Source organism: Herbaspirillum robiniae, from assembly GCF_002213415.1.
In the GTDB taxonomy this organism is placed as follows: domain Bacteria; phylum Pseudomonadota; class Gammaproteobacteria; order Burkholderiales; family Burkholderiaceae_D; genus Herbaspirillum; species Herbaspirillum robiniae.
The window spans coordinates 171,823-195,293 of record NZ_NJGU01000006.1 but is presented as its reverse complement, the minus strand read 5'-3'; the positions used below and the strand labels follow the sequence as shown (position 1 = coordinate 195,293).

Annotated in this window: 18 protein-coding genes; 9 read left to right on the top strand and 9 right to left on the bottom strand. The window is 65.6% G+C overall.

Features of this window, described 5'->3' with window-relative positions; genetic code table 11:
• The first annotated feature begins 98 nt into the window (after positions 1-98).
• The 5 genes from CEJ42_RS12455 (at position 99) to CEJ42_RS12435 (ending at position 7,061) form a co-directional block, all read left to right on the top strand.
• Entirely contained in the window at positions 99-752 is a 654-nt protein-coding gene (locus CEJ42_RS12455) for a DUF1345 domain-containing protein (RefSeq protein ID WP_088751443.1), read from the top strand.
• Positions 753-976: 224 nt separating this feature from the next.
• Entirely contained in the window at positions 977-4,483 is a 3,507-nt protein-coding gene (locus tag CEJ42_RS12450) for a response regulator (protein WP_088751275.1), read from the top strand.
• A 13-nt stretch (positions 4,484-4,496) separates the two neighbouring features.
• Entirely contained in the window at positions 4,497-5,324 is an 828-nt protein-coding gene (locus CEJ42_RS12445; RefSeq protein ID WP_079218804.1) for a CheR family methyltransferase, read from the top strand.
• Complete coding sequence (locus CEJ42_RS12440) at positions 5,321-5,950, top strand: chemotaxis protein CheB (protein ID WP_088751274.1); 630 nt, start codon at positions 5,321-5,323, stop codon at positions 5,948-5,950. The genes CEJ42_RS12445 and CEJ42_RS12440 overlap by 4 nt, the downstream gene beginning before the upstream one ends.
• A complete protein-coding gene (locus CEJ42_RS12435) occupies positions 5,943-7,061 on the top strand; it encodes a hybrid sensor histidine kinase/response regulator (RefSeq protein ID WP_088751273.1) in 1,119 nt (372 codons plus the stop codon). Before CEJ42_RS12440 ends, CEJ42_RS12435 begins: the two co-directional genes overlap by 8 nt.
• 42 nt (positions 7,062-7,103) lie before the next feature.
• Here CEJ42_RS12435 and CEJ42_RS12430 read toward each other — a convergent pair whose 3' ends face one another.
• Both CEJ42_RS12430 and mgtA read right to left on the bottom strand, forming a co-directional pair.
• Complete coding sequence (locus CEJ42_RS12430; RefSeq protein ID WP_079218807.1) at positions 7,104-7,373, bottom strand: hypothetical protein; 270 nt, start codon at positions 7,371-7,373, stop codon at positions 7,104-7,106.
• Positions 7,374-7,570: 197 nt separating this feature from the next.
• Entirely contained in the window at positions 7,571-10,333 is a 2,763-nt protein-coding gene (mgtA, locus tag CEJ42_RS12425) for a magnesium-translocating P-type ATPase (protein WP_079218808.1), read from the bottom strand.
• Between the two features lie 893 nt (positions 10,334-11,226).
• Between mgtA and CEJ42_RS12420 the strand changes: the two genes are divergently transcribed.
• Complete coding sequence (locus tag CEJ42_RS12420) at positions 11,227-11,409, top strand: hypothetical protein (RefSeq protein WP_088751442.1); 183 nt, start codon at positions 11,227-11,229, stop codon at positions 11,407-11,409.
• A gap of 320 nt (positions 11,410-11,729) precedes the next feature.
• Here CEJ42_RS12420 and CEJ42_RS12415 read toward each other — a convergent pair whose 3' ends face one another.
• Complete coding sequence (locus CEJ42_RS12415; protein WP_243397851.1) at positions 11,730-12,887, bottom strand: diguanylate cyclase; 1,158 nt, start codon at positions 12,885-12,887, stop codon at positions 11,730-11,732.
• A gap of 399 nt (positions 12,888-13,286) precedes the next feature.
• On the opposite strand from CEJ42_RS12415, the gene dacB reads away from it, so the two are divergent.
• Positions 13,287-14,744, top strand: coding sequence for a D-alanyl-D-alanine carboxypeptidase/D-alanyl-D-alanine endopeptidase (dacB, locus tag CEJ42_RS12410; RefSeq protein WP_088751270.1), 1,458 nt, complete (start codon positions 13,287-13,289; stop codon positions 14,742-14,744).
• 91 nt (positions 14,745-14,835) lie between these two features.
• On the opposite strand, the gene CEJ42_RS12405 is transcribed toward dacB, so the two are convergent.
• From CEJ42_RS12405 to CEJ42_RS12395, 3 genes are read right to left on the bottom strand one after another with little or no spacing between them, the layout of a single operon-like run.
• The gene (locus tag CEJ42_RS12405) at positions 14,836-15,360 is read right to left on the bottom strand and encodes a TPM domain-containing protein (protein WP_088751269.1); all 525 of its coding nucleotides are present in this window, start codon (positions 15,358-15,360) and stop codon (positions 14,836-14,838) included.
• A 1-nt stretch (position 15,361) separates the two neighbouring features.
• The gene (locus CEJ42_RS12400) at positions 15,362-16,219 is read right to left on the bottom strand and encodes a TPM domain-containing protein (protein ID WP_088751268.1); all 858 of its coding nucleotides are present in this window, start codon (positions 16,217-16,219) and stop codon (positions 15,362-15,364) included.
• Between the two features lie 21 nt (positions 16,220-16,240).
• Positions 16,241-16,843, bottom strand: coding sequence for a LemA family protein (locus CEJ42_RS12395; protein ID WP_079218813.1), 603 nt, complete (start codon positions 16,841-16,843; stop codon positions 16,241-16,243).
• Positions 16,844-17,000: 157 nt separating this feature from the next.
• Here CEJ42_RS12395 and pyrF point away from each other — a divergent pair, with 157 nt between their 5' ends.
• Positions 17,001-17,819: an orotidine-5'-phosphate decarboxylase gene (gene pyrF / locus CEJ42_RS12390; RefSeq protein ID WP_079218814.1), complete on the top strand. Its 819-nt coding sequence runs from the start codon at positions 17,001-17,003 to the stop codon at positions 17,817-17,819.
• Positions 17,820-17,897: 78 nt separating this feature from the next.
• Here pyrF and CEJ42_RS12385 read toward each other — a convergent pair whose 3' ends face one another.
• The 3 genes from CEJ42_RS12385 to thiL all read right to left on the bottom strand — a co-directional run bounded on the left by CEJ42_RS12385 (position 17,898) and on the right by thiL (position 20,042).
• Positions 17,898-18,380 carry a CinA family protein gene (locus CEJ42_RS12385; RefSeq protein WP_079218815.1) on the bottom strand — a complete coding sequence of 161 codons (483 nt, stop codon included), beginning with the start codon at positions 18,378-18,380 and terminating at the stop codon, positions 17,898-17,900.
• Between the two features lie 115 nt (positions 18,381-18,495).
• Entirely contained in the window at positions 18,496-19,080 is a 585-nt protein-coding gene (locus tag CEJ42_RS12380; RefSeq protein ID WP_420840760.1) for a phosphatidylglycerophosphatase A family protein, read from the bottom strand.
• Entirely contained in the window at positions 19,077-20,042 is a 966-nt protein-coding gene (gene thiL, locus CEJ42_RS12375; protein ID WP_088751266.1) for a thiamine-phosphate kinase, read from the bottom strand. The genes CEJ42_RS12380 and thiL overlap by 4 nt, the downstream gene beginning before the upstream one ends.
• Positions 20,043-20,550: 508 nt before the next feature.
• On the opposite strand from thiL, the gene CEJ42_RS12370 reads away from it, so the two are divergent.
• Complete coding sequence (locus tag CEJ42_RS12370; protein WP_088751265.1) at positions 20,551-22,863, top strand: NADP-dependent malic enzyme; 2,313 nt, start codon at positions 20,551-20,553, stop codon at positions 22,861-22,863.
• Positions 22,864-23,471 lie beyond the last annotated feature (608 nt).

Sequence of the window (23,471 nt, the reverse complement as noted above, 5' to 3'; positions counted from 1 at the left end):
GGATGGGCGGGCATGCTATGTTCGCTCATCATCCATTTCCGGCCTCGCCCGTTGCCCGCCGGGGATCCGACAAGACCAACAAGACCAAGAACGCCAACATGTCCGTCGCCCGCCACATCGTCCAGGTTCATCCGCGCCTGCTGCTTGCCATCGCCGTCGGCCTCGTCGCCGGTTTCCTGACGCCGGCCCACTCTCCCGTCACCTATTGCCTGGTCGGGTGGAACGCCGGGGTCTGGACCTACCTGCTGACCATCTGGCTGATGATGTATCGCGCCAATGCGCAGGACGCCAAGCGCCTGGCCGAGACCGAGGACGAGAGCGCCCGGCTGGTGCTGGCCATGGTCTGCGTGGCGGCCATCGCCAGCCTGGTGGCCATCCTGCTGGAGCTGGCCGGCGGCCATGGCGACGCCGGGCGGCTGTGGCGCTACGCCTTCACCGCGGCCACGGTGTTCGGCTCCTGGTGCCTGATCGGCACCATCTTCACCTTGCACTATGCGCGCCTGTTCTACGCCGAGGACGACGATCCCAAGGCGTTGCCGCTGCGTTTTGCCGACGGCCAGACCACGCCCGACTACTGGGATTTCCTTTACTTCGCCTTTACGATCAGCGTCGCCGTCCAGACCTCGGACGTGGGCGTGGCCACCCGCGCCATGAGAAAGGCGGTGCTGGCGCATTCGCTGATCTGCTTCGTCTTCAATGCCGCCATCATCGGGCTGTCGATCAATATCGCCGCCGGCCTGGCCGGCAATTGAACTGAAGCGCGGCCGGCATGTCCTAGCCGGGTTCGCACGCCCGCGCAGAACAAGGATTCAGCCTTTCCGGCCCCGCCGGGGGCACATACGCGGCGTCCGCACGCCGCCGGGCGGGCAAGTATAATCCTTGCTTTTTGCCGGGTAGCAATCAGGCAGCAGTGCCAAGGGGAGGAGGGACGCAGATCCCTCGCAGCTCATTACGATTCCAAGAAACGGAGCGCGCCGTGCCGGTTTTTTCCAGCCAAGCTGAAGAACGTATCGCCATTTTCAAACGTCAGGGGAAAGGCGCCTTTGCCGGGCCGCCCCTGCCGCCGGGCCCGCTGGTGGGCTTCGGCATCGCCGTGCTGGCGATCATCCTGATCTCGCTCTTTACCTGGCAGGCTTCGCTCACCCGGGCCGAAGCCGCGCGCGCCGTGTCGCACACCATCGAGGTGCGCGAGCAGCTGCAGGTGCTGGTGTCCACGCTGAAAGACGCCGAGACCAGCCAGCGCGGTTATCTGCTGGCCGGCGCCGAGAGCTACCTGGCGCCGTACAACCAGGCCAAGGCGGCCTTGCCGGGCGAATTCAAGAAGTTGCGCGACCTGGTCTCCGACAGCCCCGAGCAGCTGCAGCGCCTGTCGCAGGTCGAGGGCATCACTACCGAAAAGATGGATGAGCTGGGCCAGACCATCGCCCTGCGCCGCAGCGGCGACGCCGCCGGCGCGCTGGCGGTGGTGCAGTCCGACCGCGGCAAGATGGCCATGGACCGCGTGCGCGCCGTGGTGCGCGAGATGGAAAACCATGAGCGCGACCTGCTGGCCTCGCGCCAGTCCGACTGGCAGGATGCGGTGGCGTTTTCCACCGCCGTCACCTGGGGCGGCTCGGGCCTGTTGCTGGTGCTGATCATCGCGTCGGCGGTGATGACCTCGCGCGACTATCGCTCGCGCGAAAAGCAGGCCTGGATCCGCGCCGGCCAGATGGGCCTGGCCGAGCGCCTGCAGGGCGAGCAGCGGCTGGACGTGCTGGGCGACAACACGCTGTCCTTCCTGGCCGGCTATCTCAACGCCCAGGTCGGCGCCATCTATATCCGCAAGAACGGCAACGGCTTCGAGCGCTTCGCCTCCTACGCGGTGGAGAACGCCAGCGGCGCGGCCACGCTGCAGAACGGCGACGGCCTGCTGGGCCAGGCCGCCAAGCTCAATCGCGCCATGCACATCAAGGACGTGCCGGACGACTACCTGCGCGTGGCTTCCGCCGTCGGCCAGCGCAAGCCGCTGGAGCTGCTGATCGTGCCGGCTTCTTCCGACGGCCTGGTGCAGGCGGTGTTCGAACTGGGCTTCCTGCGCCGCATCCGTCCGGAGGAAGAGGAGTTGCTGGCGCGCCTGTCCGACCAGGTCGCGGTGGCGGTGCGTTCGTCCAAGGACCGCACTCGCCTGGAGGAGCTGCTGGAAGAGACCCAGCGCCAGGCCGAGGAACTGCAGGCGCAGCAGGAAGAGCTGCGCGTGAACAACGAGGAGCTGGAGGAGCAGGGCCAGGCGCTCAAGGCCTCGCAGCTGCGCCTGGAGACGCAGCAGGCCGAACTGGAAGAGACCAACGCCCAGCTCGAAGAGCAGGCCCAGCTGCTGGAAACGCAAAAGGACGACCTGGCCAAGACCCAGGTGGTGCTGGTCGACAAGGCCTCGGAGCTGGAGCGCGCCAACCAGTACAAGAGCGAGTTCCTGGCCAACATGAGCCACGAGCTGCGCACGCCGCTGAACTCCACCCTGATCCTGGCCAAGCTGCTGGCCGACAACAAGCAGGGCAACCTGACCGACGAGCAGGTGCGCTTCGCGCAGACCATCTCCTCGGCCGGCAACGACCTGCTGGCGCTGATCAACGACATCCTCGACCTGTCCAAGATGGAGGCCGGCAAGCTCGACATCGTGTCCGAGTCCTTCGCCGTGGCCAAGCTGGCCGACGAGCTCAGCGCCATCTTCGCGGTGACCGCGCAGCACAAGGGGCTGGGCTTCAAGGTGCAGGTGGAGCCGGGCCTGCCGCCGCGCATGGAAACCGACATGCAGCGCCTGGGCCAGATCCTGAAGAACCTGCTGTCCAACGCCATCAAGTTCACCGAGAAGGGCGAGGTGACGCTGACGGTGCATTCGGCCGCCGACGGCCGCGTGGCCTTCTCGGTGCGCGACACCGGCATCGGCATCGGCGAAGACCAGCACCAGTTCATCTTCGAGGCCTTCCGCCAGGCCGACGGCAGCACCCACCGCAAGTACGGCGGCACCGGCCTGGGCCTGTCGATCTCGCGCGACCTGGCGCGCCTCCTGGGCGGCGACATCCGCGTCCAGAGCAAGCCGGGCGAGGGCAGCATCTTCACGCTGACGCTGCCGCAGATCTACGCGGCCGAACATGTGACGGCGCGGCCCGAGCCGATGCCCCTGGCGGCCTCGGTGTCGGCGCTGCAGGCGGCGCAGGCCGCCACCGCGCCGGACGTGCGCCTGGCGTCCGCGCGCGCGCCGGCCCCGCGCCTGCAGGAGATCTCCATCGACGACGACCGCAACCGCATCGAGCCCACGTCGCGCCTGATCCTGGTGATCGAGGACGACACCTCGTTCGCGCTGATCCTGCGCGACCTGGCGCACGAGATGGGCTTCCAGTGCGTGATCACGCATTCGGCCAACGAAGGCGTGGCCGCGGCCGAGATGTACCGCCCCAGCGCCATCCTGCTGGACATGAACCTGCCGGACTTCTCCGGCCTGGGCGTGCTGGACCAGATCAAGCGCAATCCCAAGACCCGCCACATCCCGGTGCATGTGGTGTCGGTGGCCGACTATTCGCACGAGGCGCTGGAGCGCGGCGCCATCGGTTATGCGCTGAAGCCGGTGCAGCGCGAAGAGCTGATGGGCGCCATCCGCAAGCTGGAGGCCAAGTTCCTGCAGGACCTGCGCCACGTGCTGGTGGTCGAGGACGACGCGCGCCAGCTCGACAGCATCCGCCAGCTGCTGGCCGGCCAGAACACCAACATCGTCGGCGTGCATACCGCCGGCGATGCCTTGCAGCGACTGCGCGAGACCACCTTCGACTGCATGGTGATGGACCTGAACCTGCCCGACCTGTCCGGCTACCAGCTGCTGGAGAAGATGGCCGAGCAGGACCATGTGGCCTTCCCGCCGGTGATCGTCTACACCGGCCGTTCGCTGTCGGCCGAGGAAGAACAGAACCTGCGCCGCTTCTCGCGCTCCATCATCATCAAGGACGCGCGCTCGCCGGAACGCCTGCTCGACGAGGTGACGCTGTTCCTGCACCAGGTCGAAACCACGCTGCCGCCGGAGAGCCAGCGCCTGCTGAAGGTGGCGCGCGACCGCGAGACCGTCTTCGAAGGTCGCCGCATCCTGGTGGTGGAAGACGATGTGCGTAACATCTTCGCATTGTCGTCGGTGCTGGAGCCCAAGGGCATGAAGATCGAGATCGCGCGCAACGGCCGCGAGGCGCTGGAGGCGCTGGAACGCAGCACCGAGGGCGGCAGCTCGTCGGTCGACCTGGTGCTGATGGACATCATGATGCCCGAGATGGACGGCATGACCGCCATGCGCGAGATCCGCAAGAAGCCCGAATGGAAGCGCCTGCCCATCATCGCGCTGACCGCCAAGGCGATGAAGGACGACCAGGAGAAATGCCTGGCCGCCGGCGCCAACGACTACATCGCCAAGCCGCTGGATGTGGAGAAGCTGCTCTCGCTGGTGCGCGTCTGGATGCCCAAGTGAGCGAGGCGGGGGCATGAGTACCAAACACTTCGACATCGAGATGCAGCTGCTGCTGGATGCGATCTACCTCAAGTACCACTGCGACTTCCGCGGCTACGCCGGCTCGTCGCTCAAGCGTCGCCTGACCACGGCGATGGGCCGCTTCGGCTGCGCCACGCTGTCGCAGCTGCAGGACAAGGTGCTGCACGACCCGAGCGTGTTCCCGGCGCTGATGGATTACCTGACGGTGCAGGTCAGCGAGATGTTCCGCGACCCGAGCTACTTCCGCTCGCTGCGGGAGACGGTGGTGCCGCTGCTGCGCACCTATCCCTCGCTGAAGATCTGGGTGGCCGGCTGCAGCGGCGGCGAAGAGGTCTATTCGCTGGCCATCCTGCTGCGCGAGGAGGGCCTGCTGGAGCGCAGCCTGATCTACGCCACCGACATCAACCAGGCGGCGCTGAAGAAGGCCGAGGCCGGCGTCTACGAGCTCGAGCGCATCGCCGGCTTTACCAGCAATCACCAGAAATCCGGGGCGACCACCTCGCTTTCCGATTACTATACGGCTGCATACGGCGCTGCGGTGTTCGACAAGTCGCTGCGCAAGCACGTCGTCTTTTCCGACCATAGCCTGGCCACCGACAGCGTCTTCGCGGAGATGCACCTGGTGTCCTGCCGCAATGTCCTGATCTATTTCAACCGCCAGCTGCAGGAGCGCGCGCTGGGGCTGTTCCGTGATTCGCTGTGCCGCAAGGGCTTCCTCGGGCTGGGCTCGAAGGAGTCGCTGAGGTTTTCCTCGCATGCCGGCGCCTTCGACGAGGTGGTGCGCGAAGACCGCATCTTCCAGAAGAAGGGGGAGCTGTGAGCGCGCTGCCTTTGCCGGCGCTGGACGCACGCGCCATCGAAGCGGTGGTGATCGGCGCCTCGGCCGGCGGCGTGGAGGCCTTGTCCGAGATCCTGCCGGCCTTGCGGGCCGGCGCCACGGTGGCCACCATGGTGGTGCTGCACATCCCGCGCGAGCGGCCCAGCCTGTTGCCGGAGATCTTCGCGGCCAAGTGCGCCCAGCCGGTGCGCGAGGCCCAGGACAAGGAGCCGGCGCTGGCCGGCGCGATCTATTTCGCCGCGCCGGATTACCACCTGCTGGTGGACCGCGCGCCGGAAGGAACGCTGCTGGCGATGTCGAACGATGAGGCGGTGAATTTTTCGCGCCCGGCCATCGACGTGCTGTTCGAGTCGGCCGCCGACGTCTACGGCGAGCGCCTGCTGGGCGTGCTGCTGACCGGCGGCAACCAGGATGGCGCGGCCGGGCTGCAGGCCATTCGCGGCGCCGGCGGCATCACGGTGGTGCAGGATCCGCAGGAGGCCCAGGCGCCCTACATGCCCGAGCAGGCCTTGGCGCTGGGAAAAATCGATTACGTACTGACGCTCGCACAGATCGCCGATCTGTTGCGCACCTTGGGCGTTCAGGGAGAAAGGGAAGCGGGTGAATAACAAACATAACGGAGCGGACCTGCCGCGGGTGAAATTCCTGCTGGTGGACGACCTCGACGAGAACCTTCTCGCGCTGTCGGCCCTGCTGCAACGGGACGACGTCGAGCTGCTGCAGGCGCGCTCCGGATTCGAGGCGCTGGAGCTGCTGCTGGTGCACGACGTGGCGCTGGCCTTCGTCGACGTGCAGATGCCGGACATGGACGGCTTCGAGCTGGCCGAGCTGATCCGCGGCAGCGAGCGCACCCGCAACATCCCGCTGATCTTCGTCACCGCCGGCACGCGCGACGAACATCGCCTGTTCAAGGGCTATGAGAGCGGCGCGGTGGACTTCCTCTACAAGCCGATCGAGCCGCACATCCTGCGCAACAAGGCCGAAGTGTTCTTCCAGCTGTATCGCCAGAAGCAGCAGCTGGCGCTGGAGCTGCGCGAGCGCACCGAGACCCTGCGCCTGAACGAGATGTTCGTGGCCATCCTCGGCCACGACCTGCGCAATCCGCTGGGCGCGGTGATGATGGCGGCCACGCTGCTGCAGCGCAGTTACAAGGAAGAAGTGGCGCAGAAGGCGTCGCAGCAGATCATCAACAGCGGCAAGCGCATGGCCAAGCTGATCGAGAACATGCTCGACCTGGCGCGCGCGCGACTGGCCGGCGGCATTTCGCTCTCGCGCGAGAGCGTGCACGTGGGCGAGGTGGTCGAGCGGGTGGTGCAGGAATACCAGGCGACCTATCCCGGCTGCGTGATCGAGCGCCGCATCCATGGCGACGACGCCGGCCACTGGGACGCCGACCGCCTGGCGCAGGTGCTGGCCAACCTGCTGGGCAACGCCCTGCAGCACGGCACGCCGGGCGAACCCGTTCGCATCGTCATCGACGGCATGTCGGAGGACAGGATGGTGTTGTCGGTGGCCAATCGCGGCCTGATTCCCGCCGCGCTGGTGCCGAGCATCTTCGACCCGTTCCGCGGCGGCGAGCGCATCAGCGGACGCAAGGAAGGTTTGGGCCTCGGGCTCTACATCGCCCAGCAGATCGCGGCCGCCCATGGCGGCGTCATCGAAGTGAAATCAAATCCGGAAGATCAGACGGTGTTTACCGTCAGGATGCCGCGCCGCTGATCGCCGGCAGGCGGCGGGGGCACGGGAGGCGGGATGTGCGGCTCAGGCGATGCGTTCGCCGAGCGCGTCCTGGATGGCGGCCACCACATGGGCGCGCACCAGTTCCTGCAGCGAGTGGCCCGACAGGATGTTGTGCGAGATCGAACCCACGCGCGACATCGCCTGCATCTGGCCCCAGCTGACGCTGGCGCTCCATGCGATCGACTGGCCGCCGTGATAGGTAGCCCGGTACTGGTAGATCTTGCCGTCGGCCATGCACTTGTACGAGCCTTCGCAACTGCCGTTGTTTTCCATGTCATTCCCCGTGTTCATGTGAGCTGTTGTGATTGTTGTTCCAGCGTGCGAAGAATAAATTTTCGCGCCGCGTCGCACCATCAGGAAATACCTGAAACCAGGGCCGGAGGATTCGGACATTCTTCGCCCGCCAGGCGAAGGCAATGCGGCAGGGAAATAAAAAAAGGGTTGCCCCGGTGGGCAACCCTTTTTGTCTTGCGGCCGGATGTGGCCTGTTATTGCCATCCGTAACGCTTGGAGTACCAGCTCTTCATGCACTGGATCAGCGCGGCATAGGCCAGCAGGATCACCACCAGCCACGGGAAGTACGACAGCGGCAGCGCTTCCAGCTTGAAGTAGTGCGCCAGCGGCGACATCGGGATGATGATGCCGATGGCCATGATGATCAGCGTCATGCTCATCAGCGGCCACGAGGCGCGGCTCTGGAAGAACGGGATGCGCTTGGTGCGGATCATGTGCACGATCAGCGTCTGCGACAGCAGGCCTTCGATGAACCAGCCGGACTGGAACAGCGTCTGGTGGTCGGCCGAGTTGGCGCCGAAGATGTACCACATCAGGGCGAAAGTCGAGACGTCGAAGATCGAGCTGATGGGGCCGAAGAAGACCATGAAGCGGCCGATGTCCTCGGCATTCCAGCGTTGCGGCTTTTCCAGGAACTCCTTGTCGACGTTGTCGAAGGGGATGGAGATCTGCGACACGTCGTACAGCAGGTTCTGTACCAGCAGGTGCAACGGCAGCATCGGCAGGAAGGGCAGGAACGCGCTGGCGATCAACACCGAGAAGACGTTGCCGAAGTTGGAGCTGGCCGTCATCTTGATGTACTTGAGCATGTTGGCGAAGGTCTTGCGGCCTTCCAGCACGCCTTCTTCCAGCACCATCAGGCTCTTTTCCAGCAGGATCAGGTCGGCCGCCTCCTTGGCGATGTCGACCGCGGTGTCGACCGAGATGCCGATGTCGGCCGCGCGCAGCGCCGGCGCGTCGTTGATGCCGTCGCCCATGAAGCCGACCACGTGGCCCTTGTCGTGCAGCACGCGCACGATGCGCTCCTTGTGTGCCGGCGAGAGCTTGGCGAAGACCGTGACCTTTTCGGCCGCGATGGCCAGCGCTTCATCGCTCATCTTCTCGACATGCGATCCGAGCAGCATGCCGTCCACTTCGAGGCCGACTTCGCGGCAGATCTTGGCGGTCACCAGTTCGTTGTCGCCGGTCAGGATCTTGACGGTCACGCCGTGTTCGCGCAGCGCGGCCAGGGCCGGCGCGGTCGATTCCTTCGGCGGGTCGAGGAAGGCGATGTAACCGATCAGCACCAGGTCCGACTCATCGGCCAGGCCGTAGACTTCCTTGGTCGGCGGCAGGTCCTTGGCGGCCACGCCCACCACGCGCAGGCCTTCGGCGTTCAGGCCGCCGGTGGTCTCGCGGATCTCGGCCAGCAGCTCTTCGGTCAGCGGCACGATCTCGCCGTTCAGGCGCGCGCGCGAGCAGACCGACAGGATCTCTTCGACTGCGCCCTTGCAGATCAGCTCGTGGTGGTCTTCACGCTCCGACACCACCACCGACATGCGGCGGCGCTGGAAGTCGAAGGGGATCTCGTCGACCTTGCGGTAGGCCGAGGCGATCGACATTTCGCGTTGCAGCTCGGCGTGTTCCAGCACGGCCACGTCCAGCAGGTTCTTCAGGCCGGTCTGGTAATAGCTGTTGAGGTAGGCGTATTGCAGCACTTCGTCGTCGAGCTCGCCGCGGATGTCGGTGTGGCGCTCGAGGAAGATCTTGTCCTGGGTCAGGGTGCCGGTCTTGTCGGTGCACAGCACGTCCATGGCGCCGAAGTTCTGGATCGCGTCGAGCCGCTTGACGATCACCTTCTTGCGCGACAGGGCGACGGCGCCCTTGGCCAGCGTCGAGGTGACGATCATCGGCAGCATTTCAGGCGTCAGGCCCACGGCCACGGACAGACCGAACAGGAAGGCTTCGACCCAGTCGCCCTTGGTGAAGCCGTTGAGGAAGAACACCACCGGCGTCATCACCAGCATGAAGCGGATCAGCAGCCAGCTGACCTTGTTCACGCCGGCCTGGAAGGCGGTGGGCGAACGGTCGGTGGCGGTGACGCGCTCGGCCAGCGCGCCGAAATAGGTGCGCTTGCCGGTGGTCAGCACCACGGCGGTGGCCGAGCCGCTGACCACGTTGGTGCCCATGAAGCACAGGTTGTCCAGCTCCAGCGGGCTGCTGGTGTCGGTGTTGGTCGGGGTGACGAATTTCTCGACCGGGAGCGATTCGCCGGTCATCGCCGCCTGGCTCACGAACAGGTCTTTGGCGGCCAGCAGGCGCAGGTCGGCCGGGATCATGTCGCCGGCCGACAGCAGCACGATGTCGCCCGGCACCAGGTTGCGGATCGGCACCTCGACGCGCTTGGCGCCCTTGGGGTGCAGCTTGACGTCGAAGTAGCGTTGCGCTTCGGCGGCGATTTCCTCGGCCAGGTCGTGGCGCATCACGGTGGCGGTGTTGCTGACCATCGCCTTGAGCTTGTCGGCGGCGGTGTTGGAGCGGGCTTCCTGCACGAAGCGCAGCAGGGTGGACACCACCACCATGGTGCCGATCACGATGGTGGCCTTCATGTCCTCGGTGTAGTAGGACACGGCGGCCAGCAGCGTCAGCAGCAGGTTGAACGGATTCTTGTAGCAGTGCCACAGGTGTACCGGCCAGGAGAGCGGCTTTTCGTGTTCGACCTCGTTGGGGCCGGACTCGGCGCGGATGGCGTCGGCTTCGGATTCGGTCAGGCCGTCATGGCGCGACTTCAGGCGCTGCAGGAGATCGGCGGCGTCGGCGCGGGCGGCGTCGTTGAGTTGCTGCGCCAGCGACTGCGGGACTTCCCTGGTCACCGGCGCGCTGCGGAACATGTCCATTCCAAGGCGGCGGAAATGGCGGTCCATTCCGCGGGCGCGGATGAAGCTGGCGAAGGTTTCTTTCAGCAGGTTCAGGTTCATGATGCACTTCTTTTCTTGTTGTCTCCGCCTGCGCGGAGGGCTTGCAAGGTGCCGGTCGTGGTGGCCGGCGGCATGGGCGTCGTCAGAGAGCTTCGCGAGTCTGGGACTGTAACGGGCGCGCTTGACGGATCGATGACAAACATCGCGTGTTCATATGGTTTTCTGTCGCATGGCAACCTCCGCTTGGTTGGAGGAACCCCTGTCATCGGCGCCTGGCGGCGCATGCGGACACCGACAGGCATGGCGGCGGCCATGTCTGTCAGCATATCGTCAGGTTGCGGCGGCGCAAGCTGGGCCGCCCTCCGGCGCGCGACGCGGGAGAGCGGACGTAAAACCTGGCCGTGCGCCGTGACGATGGTGTCTGCGGCGGTCGATCGTCGATCTGTCGTTGTGAGGGAATGCCTATGCCTGGAGGCGGCGCGTGGTGTGGAGCCCGCTACTGCTGAGGCCCGTGCGCCGCCGGCATTGAGATGCCGTCATCTGCCTTGCGCAAGATGACGACAGGAGAAGTCCTGCTGAAATCCTTGCTGAGGCTTATCCGGTGATTAACCGGCAACAACTGTCACCCGAACAAGTGCCCATGAGAGGGACTCCAAAAAATGAGAACGGGCGAATTCTACGCTCGCGCTCAAAACAGGGTCAAGGCAATTTGCCGATGTTGCCGAAAATTTGTGCATCTGCAACACAGGTATATCGCCGGTGTTGGAAGACGCTATCGAAAAATTTCGCTGCTGTGCAGCAACGATAGTGCCGACGCCATGCTTGTTTTATACCGGGCGCGGCCTATACTCAAATCCAGAAAGGCGCGCCGGGCAAGGCTGGCAGGGCAGTTATCCAGTCATCAGGGACGGCGCGCTCAATTTGAATGAGAAGGCTGAATGAGGAGACGCATCATGCCTAACATCATCATGAACAACCTGATGTTCTTTATCCCGATGACGCTGGCCGGGCTGCTGTTATGCGGCGAAGTACCGGTAGCCTCGCGCATCGTGAGGACCAGTTTGAGGGCAGTGGGCGCGGTGTTCGGCGCACTGCTCGCGCTCTTAGTTCTGGAGGCTCTGCCAGTGCTAATTTAGCGGGCTTTCTGCGGCCCGCTTTGCCGCTCGTTGCGGCAGTGGCAGGAGCATCGGCGGGGGGCATTTCTTAAAGGGAATCACGCCCGTCATTGTTCGCCGATTGCTCCGCCCTTGATTTCCCTAGGTCGATGTTTTCACAGTGGTCTCGTGGCGGCCCCGAAGACATCGGCCTTTTTTGCGTCCGCTCGATTCGTGCGATCTGTACGCAGCTTGCGACGGCGCCGGTTTTCCACTTCTCCGCTAATCGTGCCCCATCGCGCGGCCCATCGTGACTGATCGCGACGGCGCCAATGAAATTCCCCTTCTTCAGCGTTGCCGCATCAGGCCGCACGCGCATCGGCGGCAGCCTTGGCCTGCGCGCGATGCAGCCCGGCGTCCCAGGCGACCAGGCAATCCCGTCCCTTTTCCTTGGCGCAGTACATGGCGTGATCGGCGCGCTGCAGCCAGACGTAGTGGGCGTCCATGTCCGGCGTGAACGGCACCAGGCCGGCGCTGACGGTGCAGCCCCACAGGCTGTCGTCGCCGCTCTTGCGCTCGCGCGCCTCGTCGATCAGGCGCTGCGACAGCAGCAGGGCATCGGCGGCCGAGGTATTGCGCAGGATGACCACGAACTCCTCGCCGCCGTAGCGGCCGATCAGGTCGTCCTCGCGCAGCCGGCTGCGCAGCAGCTGCGAGAAATTGCGCAGCACCTCGTCGCCGACCAGGTGGCCATGGGTGTCGTTGATGTTCTTGAAATGGTCGAGGTCGAGCAGCAGCAGGCAGGCGTCGTGGCCGCTGCGTCCCGCGTTGCGGCGGCACCGCTCGAACTCCTCGATCAGCAGGCTCTCCCAGTAGCGGCGGTTGAACAGGCGGGTGAGGCCATCCATCTGGCTGACCACCTCGAATTCGCGCGAGCGCTCGGCCAGCTTCTTGGACATGTCATAGGTCGACTTGCCCAGCGCCAGCGGATACAGCGCCAGCATCGGCAGGCAGGCCACGATGGTGGCGATGTCGGATTGCGGCATGAAGCGGTAGTCCAGCAGCAGCCAGCCCAGCAGGAAGCAGGCGATGCTGGCCCAGACGCCGCGCATGAACAGGCGCACGCCGCCGGCGGCGATGTTGTCCATCGAGAGCATGGAGATGATGACCGCGCTGGGCACCAGATTGCCGTTCATGGCGGCCATCCAGAAGCCGCCGAACCCGGCGTCGATGATCAGGTTGCGGCGCTCGGCGCGATACGGGATTTCGCTGCGCAAGGCCCAATGGCGGGCCGCATGCGGCCAGATGAAGCCATGGAACACCAGCAGCGCCCACAGCGGCCAGTCCACCGGGTGTTGCACGAAACCGGCCGCCACGCAGAAAAAGCCGATCCCCAGGCCGATGGCGCGCAGCATGTAGATGCGGTTGACGAAGCGCACGCCCTTGCCGATGAGCGCCTCGGGCGGCGGGTCATCGGGCCGCGCCGGGCGCTTGCGGTAGAGCGCGACCGGATTGAGCAAGGCCAGCAGCGCTGGCCATCGCCGCCTGCCGCTTCTGCCTGCTTGCCGCCTGGTGGTGCCGGATGACATGTCGGTGTTGTTCTTTCGTTCTGTTGCGCATACCTGTCAAGGGTATGCAGCGCGATTTCCGGCAACGCCGCAGCGTACATGGAAATAAACTTCTGATTTAACTTCGCTTAACCTGACAGCCTGCCGGCCATCGTAACCGCAAAGCCGCTTTACCGCAGGGCAAAATCGGCGGCCGAGGAAAGATGTCATTTCAGCAACTGCGCGGCGCATTGTCGCACAGGGCGATGACGCCCTCATGTCGTCCCCATGTTGTCCCCATATCGCCGACCGCCTCCCAAACCGCCTGGCGGCTTGCCCCTATAATGCGTGATCTCCATTTTCGGTTGAATCATGCTGCGTTTTCCATCAGGTTTTTCCTTGCATCGTCTCCGTTTGTCCCCGCTTCGCACCCTGGCGCTTGCCGTCCCGCTGCTGGCGGCCGCCGGCGCCGCAACCGCCCAGAGCCTGCCGCCGGCCGTGGTGGGGGCGCTGCGCGTGGCGCATATTCCGCAACAGAACACCGGCGTGCTGGTGGTCGACGCCGACAGCGGCAAGCGCGCGCTGGTGGCCAACAATCTCGCGCAGCCGTTCAATCCGGCCTCGGTGATGAAGCTGGTGACCACCGACGCGGCGCTGGAGCTGCTGGGCCCCACCTACTCCTGGAAGACCCAGGCCTATGTCGACGGCACGCTCGACCAGGGCGTGCTCAACGGCGACCTGATCATCAAGGGCGGCGGCGATCCCAAGCTGGTGATGGAAAACTTCTGGCTGTTCCTGCGCCAGCTGCGCGCGCGCGGCGTGAAGGACATCCGCGGCAACCTAGTGATCGATCGCAGCTTCTTCGCCGAGTCGACCTATGATCCTTCGCAGTTCGACGGCGATCCGCAGAAGCCCTACAACGTCGGTCCCGACGCGCTGCTACTGAACTACAAGACGCTGGCTTTCCGCTTCGAGCCCAACGCCGCCGCGGGCACCGTAGCTGTGACCATGGAGCCGCCGCTGGCCGGCTACGCCATCGCGCCGCCGCGCCTGTCGCAGGAGCCTTGCGGCGACTGGCAGGGCAAGCTGATGCTGTCCAACGATGCGGCGTCGGCGAGCTTCGCCGGCAGTTTCGCCGCCGATTGCGGGCCCAAGGTCTGGTACGTGCATCCCTATCGCATGGGCAGCGTGCAGTACGCGGGCGCCATGTTCGCCCAGATGTGGGCTGACCTCGGCGGCAGCTTCTCCGGCCGCGTGCTGGGCGGCCTGGTGACGCCGTCGGCGCGGCTGATGGTGGAGACGCAGTCGCCGACGCTGCCCGAGGTGATCCGCGACATCAACAAGTACAGCAACAATGTGATGGCGCGCCAGGTGCTGCTGACCCTGGCCGCCGAAATGAGCGGCCAGCCCGGCGACACCGTCAACGGCGCGCGCGTGGTGCGCTCGTGGCTCGCCGACAAGGGACTGGACACCAGCGGCCTGGCCATCGAGAACGGCGCCGGCCTGTCGCGCGTGGAACGTGTCACGCCCGCGCTGTTGGGCGGCATGCTGGCGCAGGCCTACCGTTCGCCACTGATGCCGGAGTTCGTCTCGTCGATGCCGCTGGTCGGCTACGACGGCACCATGCGCCGCCGCCTGAAGACGCAAAGCGTGGCCGGGCAGGCGCACATCAAGACCGGTACTCTGAACGACGTGCGTTCCATCGCCGGCTACGTGCAGGCGGCGTCGGGCAAGACCTATGTGGTGGTGTTCCTGATCAACCATCCGAACGCGCCGGCCGGGCAGAAGGCGCAGGATGCCTTGTTGCAGTGGGTGTACGAGAACGGCTGAGGTCGCTTGCGGGAAGCCCCGCCATCGATGAAAAAACGCCGCCGCGGGCAAACCGCAGGCGGCGTTTTTCTTTGCAGTCGGCAGTGCGGCTTTAAAGCACCAGCGGCTTGTCGGACAGCTCGTTGCGGTCGCTCGCGCCATCGTTGGGCATGACCCCGGCCAGCAGCGCGTTGAGCTGCCCAAGCGCCTGCAGCGTGCTGTCGTGATAGGCGCCGCGCGCGTAGCCGGCGGTCATGACGCCGCACACATCCTGCCACTGCCGGCGCGTCACCAGCCGGCTGACGCCGCGGTCGGCGACGATCTCCACCTTGTGGTCGGCCAGGTTGAGGTAGACCAGCACGCCGCAGTTTTCTTCGGTATCCCAAATGCGGTAGCGCGAGAACAGCTCATGCGCGCGCTGGCGCGCGCTTTCGCGGCGCCATATCGCGCCCAGCGACAGCGAGGCCTCCACGATCACGCGCACCTGCGCGCGATGCATCTTTTCGCCCGCCGCGATGCCGGCCTGGATCGCCTTGAGCGTGGCCGAGGGGAAGGCGCGGCGCGCGGCCCCGTGGGTCATTGCGAGGTGGTGCAGCAGGCGACCGAGGACGGCGGGCTGGTTCTTGTGTTCGCTCATGTCACCAGTCCCCCGAGGCGCCGCCGCCGTCGAATGTGCCGCCGCCGCCCGAGAACGAATCGCCGCCGGAAGAAAAACCGCCGGACGATCCGCCCGAGAAGCCGCCGGTGCTGCGAAAACCTCCCGAGCGGCCGGACGATGCGTTGCGCGCCGCCTGGTCGAGGATGCTGCCGATGATCACGCCGGCGCCGCGGCCCCAGTCGTTGCTGTTGAGGTTGTTGCGCGCGCGGCGGCGCGCTTTGAGCAGGACGGTGAAAAATACCGCCAGGAACACCAGCACCACGATCAGCGCGACCCAGCCGCCGTCGTCATCCTGCGGCTGCGGCGCATGGCGCTGCGCGGCCGGCAGTTGTTCCTGGTCGAGCAGGCTGGTGATGGCCGATACGCCGGCCGCCAGGCCGCCGTAGAAATCGTTCTGCCGGAAATGCGGCGCGATCACGTCTTCCAGGATGCGCTTGGACTGCGCATCGGTCAGGCTGCCCTGCACGCCGCGCCCGGCCTCGATGCGCAGGCGGCGCAGCGCCTTCGGGTTGTCGCGGGCGACGATCAGGATCACGCCGTCGTCGATGCCCTTGCGGCCCAGCTTCCAGGCCTCGGCCACGCGGATGCCGTACTGCTCGATCGCTTCGGGCGCGGTGGAGGCCATCAGCAGCACCGTGATCTGGCTGCCGGTGCGGGTTTCGTATTCGGCCAGCACGTTGTCCAGCGCGGCGCGCTGCCCGGCGTCGAGCATGCGGATCTGGTCGATCACATGGCCGCTCAGCGGCGGCACGGCGACGAACTCCTGGGCCGCGGCCGTGCCGCCCAGGGCGGGCAGCAGGGCCAGCAGCAGCTGGAGTCGCAGGAGGAATCTACGCATCGGCGATGCCCGGCTTCAGGCTTACTTGCCGAAGTTGACGGCGGGTGCGGTCGAGATCGCCTTCTCGTTTTCCACCGTGAAGGACGGCTTGACCTGGTAGCTGAAGATCTTGGCCGTGATGTTGGTGGGGAAGCTGCGCGCCAGGATGTTGTACTCCTGGACCGAGGCGATGTAGCGCTGGCGCGCCACGGTGATGCGGTTCTCGGTGCCTTCGAGCTGCGACTGCAAGTCGCGGAAGCTGGTATCGGCCTTGAGCTGCGGGTAGTTCTCGGACACCGCCATCAGGCGCGACAGCGCCGAGGACAGCTGGCCCTGCACCTGCTGGAATTTGGCGAAGGCTTCCGGGTTGTTCAGCACTTCCGGCGTGATCTGGAAACTGGTGGCGGCCGCGCGCGCCTGGGTCACGGCTTCCAGCGTGTCCTTCTCGTGGGCGGCATAGCCCTTGACGGTGTTGACCAGGTTGGGAATCAGGTCGGCGCGGCGCTGGTACTGGTTCACCACTTCGCCCCAGGCGGCCTTGGTGGCCTCGTCCTTGGCCTGGAAATCGTTGTAGCCGCAGCCGGAAAGCGTCAGCGCCAGAACTGCGGCGGCCAGCCATGCGAAGGGGGTGAACGGTTTCTTCATGTTGTTGTTCCTTGTCAGAAATAGAGAACGCTTCAGACCCGTGCAAGTCCGGTCTAGTGCCCGATTTTCGCCCGAAATGCATCGAAAAGGCGGTAAAAACGGGGGTGGAGCATGCCGGCGCGATACAATAGCGCATCTTCAAGCTTAAGGCATCACCGTGACATTCATCGAGAAATTAAACGCCGCGTGGACTTCGCGTAACTCCCTGCTGTGCGTCGGCCTGGATCCCGACGTCAAGAAATTCCCCGCGGAGCTGCAAGGCAAGCCCGACGCCATCTACGAGTTCTGCCGCGCCATCATCGACGCCACGGCCGACACCGCCTGCGCCTTCAAGCCGCAGATCGCCTATTTCGCCGCGCTGGGCGCGGAAGAGCAGCTGGAGCGCATCTGCGCCTACCTGCGCAGCACCTATCCCGACATTCCGCTGGTGCTGGACGCCAAGCGCGGCGACATTGGCGCCACCGCCGAGCAGTACGCGCGCGAAGCCTTCGAGCGCTACAACGCCGACGTCGTCACCGTCAGCCCCTACATGGGCTGGGATTCGGTCTCGCCCTACCTGGAATGGAAGGACCGCGGCGTGATCGTGCTGTGCCGCACCTCCAACGCCGGCGGCTCCGACCTGCAGTTCCTGGAAGTCGACGGCAAGCCGCTGTACCAGCACGTGGCGCGCCTGGTGGCCGAAAAATGGAACACCAACGGCCAGTGCGGCCTGGTGGTGGGCGCGACCTTCCCGCATGAGCTGGCCCAGGTGCGCGCCATCATCGGCGACATGCCGCTGCTGGTGCCCGGCGTGGGCGCCCAGGGCGGCGACGTGGAAGCGACCGTCAAGTCCGGCAGGACCGCATCCGGCGCCGGCATGATGATCAACTCCTCGCGCGCCATCCTGTACGCCAAGCCGCAGGACGGCGAGGACTTCGCCGCGGCGGCGCGCCGGGTGGCCATCGAGACGCGCGACGCGATCAACCAGTTCCGCTGATCCGACCGGTCAAATGCAAACAGGCGGCGACTCCGTGAGGAGCGCCGCCTGTTTGTTTTTCGGGAGCGAGGAACCTGGTCAGTCGGCCAGCAGCTTCAGCAAGCCCTTGAGCGAATGAATCACCGTCTGCTCGCGCACCGCCTGCCGGTCGCCGGAGAACACCAGCCGTTCGGTGAAGGTCTTGTCGCCCACGCGCCAGCCGAAGCAGACGGTGCCGACCGGTTTGCCGGGTACCGCACCGCCGGGGCCGGCGATGCCGGTGGTGGAGACGGCCACGTCCGAGCTGCTGTTGGCGACGGCCCCTTCGGCCATGGCGCCGGCGATCTCTTCGCTGACCGCGCCGTGCAGCGCGATCATGGCTTCGGGAATGTCCAGCAGTTCGTTCTTGGAGGCGTTGGAATAGGTGACGAAGCCGCAGTCGAACCATTCGGAAGAGCCTGCGATTTCGGTGACGGCGTGCGCGATGCCGCCGCCGGTGCACGATTCGGCTGTGGCTAACAGCAGGCCCTTGGCCTTCAGGGCCTGGCCGACGCGTGCGGCTAAGTCAATCGTGGTGTCCATGGATGTTACCCCTGGTTATGCCGTCAGCCCCTTCCGATGACCGCGGCCGGTTGATCATGAGCATGCACGGACAAGCATACTCTCTCCACAGGCTTTGTTGAACCGGGGCGCCGTATCAAAAATAGGCGCGCCAGAACGCGAACGCCAGCAGCGTGTAGAACGCCGCCAGGATGTCGTCCCACATCACGCCGAAGCCGCCCTTGAAGCGGCGGTCGAACCACGCGATCGGCGGCGGCTTGACCATGTCGAAGAAGCGGAACACCACGAATGCCGCGAACTGGGTCTTCAGGTCGGCCGGCGTCACCAGCACCAGCACCAGCCAGAAGGCGATGATCTCGTCCCACACCATGCTGCCGTCATCGGGCGAGTTCAGCGCGCGTCCGGTGCGATGACAGGCCCAGACGCCGACCACGAAGCCGGCCACGATGATGGCCAGCCAGTTGGCGGCGGTGAAGATGTGCGGCCAGCGCGCCGAGAGCACCGCGAAGGACAGCCATGCGAACAAGGTGCCGGCCGTGCCCGGCATGATCGGCGAGAGGCCGCTGCCGAAGCCCTGCGCGATCCAGTGCGCCGGGTGCGCCAGCATGAAGTGGGCGGTCGGCTTGCGTTTGCCGCCGGCGCGCGGAGGCGGGAATGCCGGCGCGGCCGGGGCATCGGATGTTGCGGATGCTGCAGGGGAGGGGGGCGTTTCTTGGTTCATGTGCGGAAATGATCGAAGGACGCGAGGTCCAGTTGCAGCGCTTCGCCGGCGGCGTCCACCAGGCGCAGGCCGGGTTCGCGGTCGATGCTGCCCACGCGCGCCACTTCGGCGCCGGCCGCGCGGGCGGCTTTTTCCACCGCTTCGCGCAGGCGCGCCGGCGCGGTGAAGCAGAGTTCGTAGTCGTCGCCGCCGGCCAGCGTGAAGCGGCGGCGCAGGTCGACCTCGCGCTGCTGCAGCACGTTGCCGGGCGGCAGCGCGTCCACGTTCAGCGTGGCGCCGTGATGCGAACGCTCGAGGATGTGGCCGAGGTCGCCCACCAGCCCGTCGGAAATGTCGATGGCCGCGTGCGCGATGCCGCGCAGCGCCACGCCCAGCTCCACGCGCGGGGTCGGCTCATGCATGCGCGGCGCCGCCTGCAGCAGTTCGGTGTCGGACAGCGCCAGTTCGTTGCGGTAGCCGGCCAGCGCCAGGCGGGCGTCGCCCAGCGAACCGGAGATCCAGATATCGTCGCCCACGCGCGCGGCGTCGCGGCGCAGCGCCTGTTGCGGCGGCACTTCGCCGAACACGGTGATGGAAATCGTCAGCGGGCCCTTGGTGGTGTCGCCGCCGATCAGCTCGCAGCCGTGGCGGTCGGCCAGCGCCAGCATGCCCTGGGAGAACGGCGCCAGCCATTCCGGGTCGGCCTGCGGCAGCGCCAGCGCCAGCGTGAAGGCGATCGGCTGCGCGCCCATCGCCGCCAGGTCGGACAGGTTCACCGCCAGGCATTTGTGGCCCAGCGCCGTCGGATCCGCATCGGGGAAGAAATGGCGGCCGCAGACCAGCATGTCGCTGGAGATGGCCAGCTGCATGCCGGGGGCCGGGGTCATCAGCGCGCAATCGTCGCCCACGCCGAGCGCCGTGCGGCTGTCCGGGGCGGGAGGGCGGTTGAAGTAGCGCGCGATGAGTTCGAATTCGGTCAGCATGGTGTCGATTGTAACCAATCCGTCATTGCTTCTGGAGCACAATCGGGTCTATCGTTGGGGACAGTGAAGCGCCTGGCGTCGCGTGTTGCGATGCAGCAGACGCACCGAAATCGCGCGCGGCGCAAGAGGCCGTCAAACGCGAACCGGGGCCTCGCGGCTTCACGCGCAGGGCAGCCACAAGCCGGCCCGCAATCCCCGCCAACGCGCCGACCGGGCGCGCCGTCCGGCGATAAGGACTTTCCACAGGTGCCGTCGCCGGCCAATGCAAGCGAGCAAAGATTCGCCATTGCAAAGCTGTGCGCAACGTGCACCCATCACGCCGCAAACGGACGTCATTTGCACTGTGAACGGGCATGTTCGCGGTCATCACGCACCGCCGGTGAAACGCCGCAAAGCCAGTCCCGGACAGGCTTTGCGCGGAGCAGCATCGGGCCGGCGGCCTATGATTGAGGGCCGACCTCTGCTAGAATCACCGGTCTTCGCAAGTCAACATAGAGAATACAGAGTTATGGATTCGATGATCAGTAAGAAAGAAGAAGTGCGTCAGCAACTTCGTCAGGCAGCGCTGGATTACCACGAGTTTCCGACCCCGGGCAAAATCAGCGTCACTCCCACCAAGCTGCTGACCAACCAGCGTGATCTCTCCCTGGCATATTCTCCCGGCGTCGCCGCGGCTTGCGAAGAAATCGTCGCCGACCCGCTCAACGCGTTCAAGTACACCGCCCGCGGCAACCTGGTGGCCGTTATCTCCAACGGCACCGCCGTGCTGGGCCTGGGCAACATCGGCGCACTGGCCTCCAAGCCGGTGATGGAAGGCAAGGGCGTGCTGTTCAAGAAGTTCGCCGGCATCGACGTGTTCGACATCGAAGTCAACGAGACCGACCCGGACAAGCTGATCGACGTCATCGCCGCGCTTGAGCCGACCTTCGGCGGCATCAACCTGGAAGACATCAAGGCGCCCGAGTGCTTCTACATCGAGCGCAAGCTGCGCGAGAAGATGAAGATCCCGGTCTTCCACGATGACCAGCACGGCACCGCCATCATCGTCGGCGCAGCGATCCTGAACGGCCTGAAGGTCGTCGGCAAGAACATCAAGGAAGTCAAGCTGGTGGTCTCCGGCGCCGGCGCGGCCGCGCTGGCCTGCCTGGACCTGATCGTCGACCTCGGCTTCCCGATCGAGAACATCTACGTCACCGACCTGGCCGGCGTGGTCTACAAGGGCCGCAAGGAACTGATGGATCCGGACAAGGAGCGCTTCGCCCGCGAAACCGACGCGCGCACCCTGGCCGACGTCATCCCCAACGCCGACATCTTCCTGGGCCTGTCCGCCGCCGGCGTGCTCAAGCAGGACATGGTCAAGCAGATGGCGCCGCGCCCGCTGGTGCTGGCGCTGGCCAACCCGACCCCGGAAATCCTGCCCGAAGACGTCAAGGCCGTGCGCGACGACGCCGTCATCGCTACCGGCCGTTCGGACTATCCGAACCAGGTCAACAATGTGCTGTGCTTCCCCTACATCTTCCGCGGCGCGCTGGATTCCGGCGCCACCACCATCACCCGCGAGATGGAGATCGCCACCGTTCACGCCATCGCCGAACTGGCGCAGGCGGAGCAGTCCGACATCGTGGCCGCCACCTACGGCGTGACCAACCTGTCGTTCGGCCCCGAGTACATCATTCCCAAGCCCTTCGACCCGCGCCTGATGATCAAGATCGCGCCGGCCGTCGCGCGCGCCGCCGAGACTTCCGGCGTGGCCGCCCGTCCGATCCAGGACATGGACGCCTACATCGAGAAGCTGGAGCAGTTCGTCTACCACAGCGGCACCTTCATGCGCCCGATCTTCCAGGTCGCCAAGAAGGCCGCCGAAGCGAAGAAACGCATCGTCTACGCCGAAGGCGAAGAAGAGCGCGTGCTGCGCGCGGTGCAGGTGATCGTCGACGAAAACCTGGCCAAGCCCATCCTGGTTGGCCGTCCGGAAGTGCTGGAACAACGCATCCAGAAGTTCGGCCTGCGCCTGCGCGCCGGCACCGACTTCGAGGTGATCAACCCGAACTTCGACGAGCGCTATCGCGACTACTGGCAGACCTTCCTCGAGATGTCGCGCCGCAAGGGCGTCACCGAGCAGTACGCCAAGCTGGAAATGCGCCGCCGCCACACACTGATCGGCTCCATGGCGATCCACAAGGGCGACGCCGACGGCATGATCTGCGGCACCTACGGCACCACCCAGCTGCACCTGCACTACATCGACCAGGTGCTGGGCAAGCGTGAAGGCGTGAACGTCTACGCCGCCATGAACGCCGTGATCCTGCCGAACCGCCAGCTGGTGCTGGTGGACACGCACGTCAACGAGAATCCGAACGCCGCCGAGCTGGCCGAGATCACCATCCTGGCCGCCGACGAAATGCGCCGTTTCGGCCTGCACCCGCGTGCGGCGCTGCTGTCGCATTCCAATTTCGGTTCCTCCAACAGCGAGTCGGCCCGCAAGATGCGCAATGCCCTGGCGATCCTGCGCGAAGTGGCGCCGGACCTGGAAGTGGACGGCGAAATGCACGGCGACACCGCACTGGACATGAAGCTGCTCAACGCCGTGATCCCGGATTCGCCGCTCAAGGGCGACGCCAACCTGCTGGTCATGCCCAACATCGACGCGGCCAACATCGCCTACAACCTGCTCAAGACCGCATCGGGCAACGGCGTGGCGATCGGCCCCATCCTGCTGGGTTGCGCCAAGCCGGTCCACATCCTGACGCCATCGGCCACCGTCCGCCGCATCATCAACATGACGGCGCTGTGCGTGATGGACGCGCTGTCGGAGCGTTGATCGGCCGATAGCATGAAATGAGCTGACGCTCACGCAAGACCGCGAAGGCGGCGCATGTCGGAAGGCATGCGCCGCTTTTGTTTTGTATCTGGAATCAGGACGCCCAACATAGCAGCCAATTGCACCAGGCCAGCCTCGTGCAATGGCGCGATCCTCCCCACCGCCGTCGTCCCCGCGAAGGCGGAGACCCAGTGACTTTTGTCGATTCCATCGATAACGGTGACGTCTGTCCCTCTGCTCGATAACCGTGATGTGCAGCAAACGACACTGGGTCCTGACTTTCGTCAGGACGACGGGAATGGGGGCGGAATACAAGGTCAGCCTCGCGCAATGGCGCCATCCTCCCACCTCCGTCGTCCCCGCGAAGGCGGGGACCCAGTGACGTTCGTTGCTCCCGTAGATAACGGTGACGTCCGTCCCTCTGGTCGATAACCGTGATGTGCAGCAAACGTCGCTGGGTCCTGACTTTCGTCAGGACGACGGGAATGGGAGTCGGGTGAGGGAACGCCGGAACACGCATTCGGGCGCCTGCCATCATTCGCACGCGTTCGATTTTGGGCGCTTGCCATGCGTTCGCACGCATATGATTTCGCGCACTTGCCATGCAT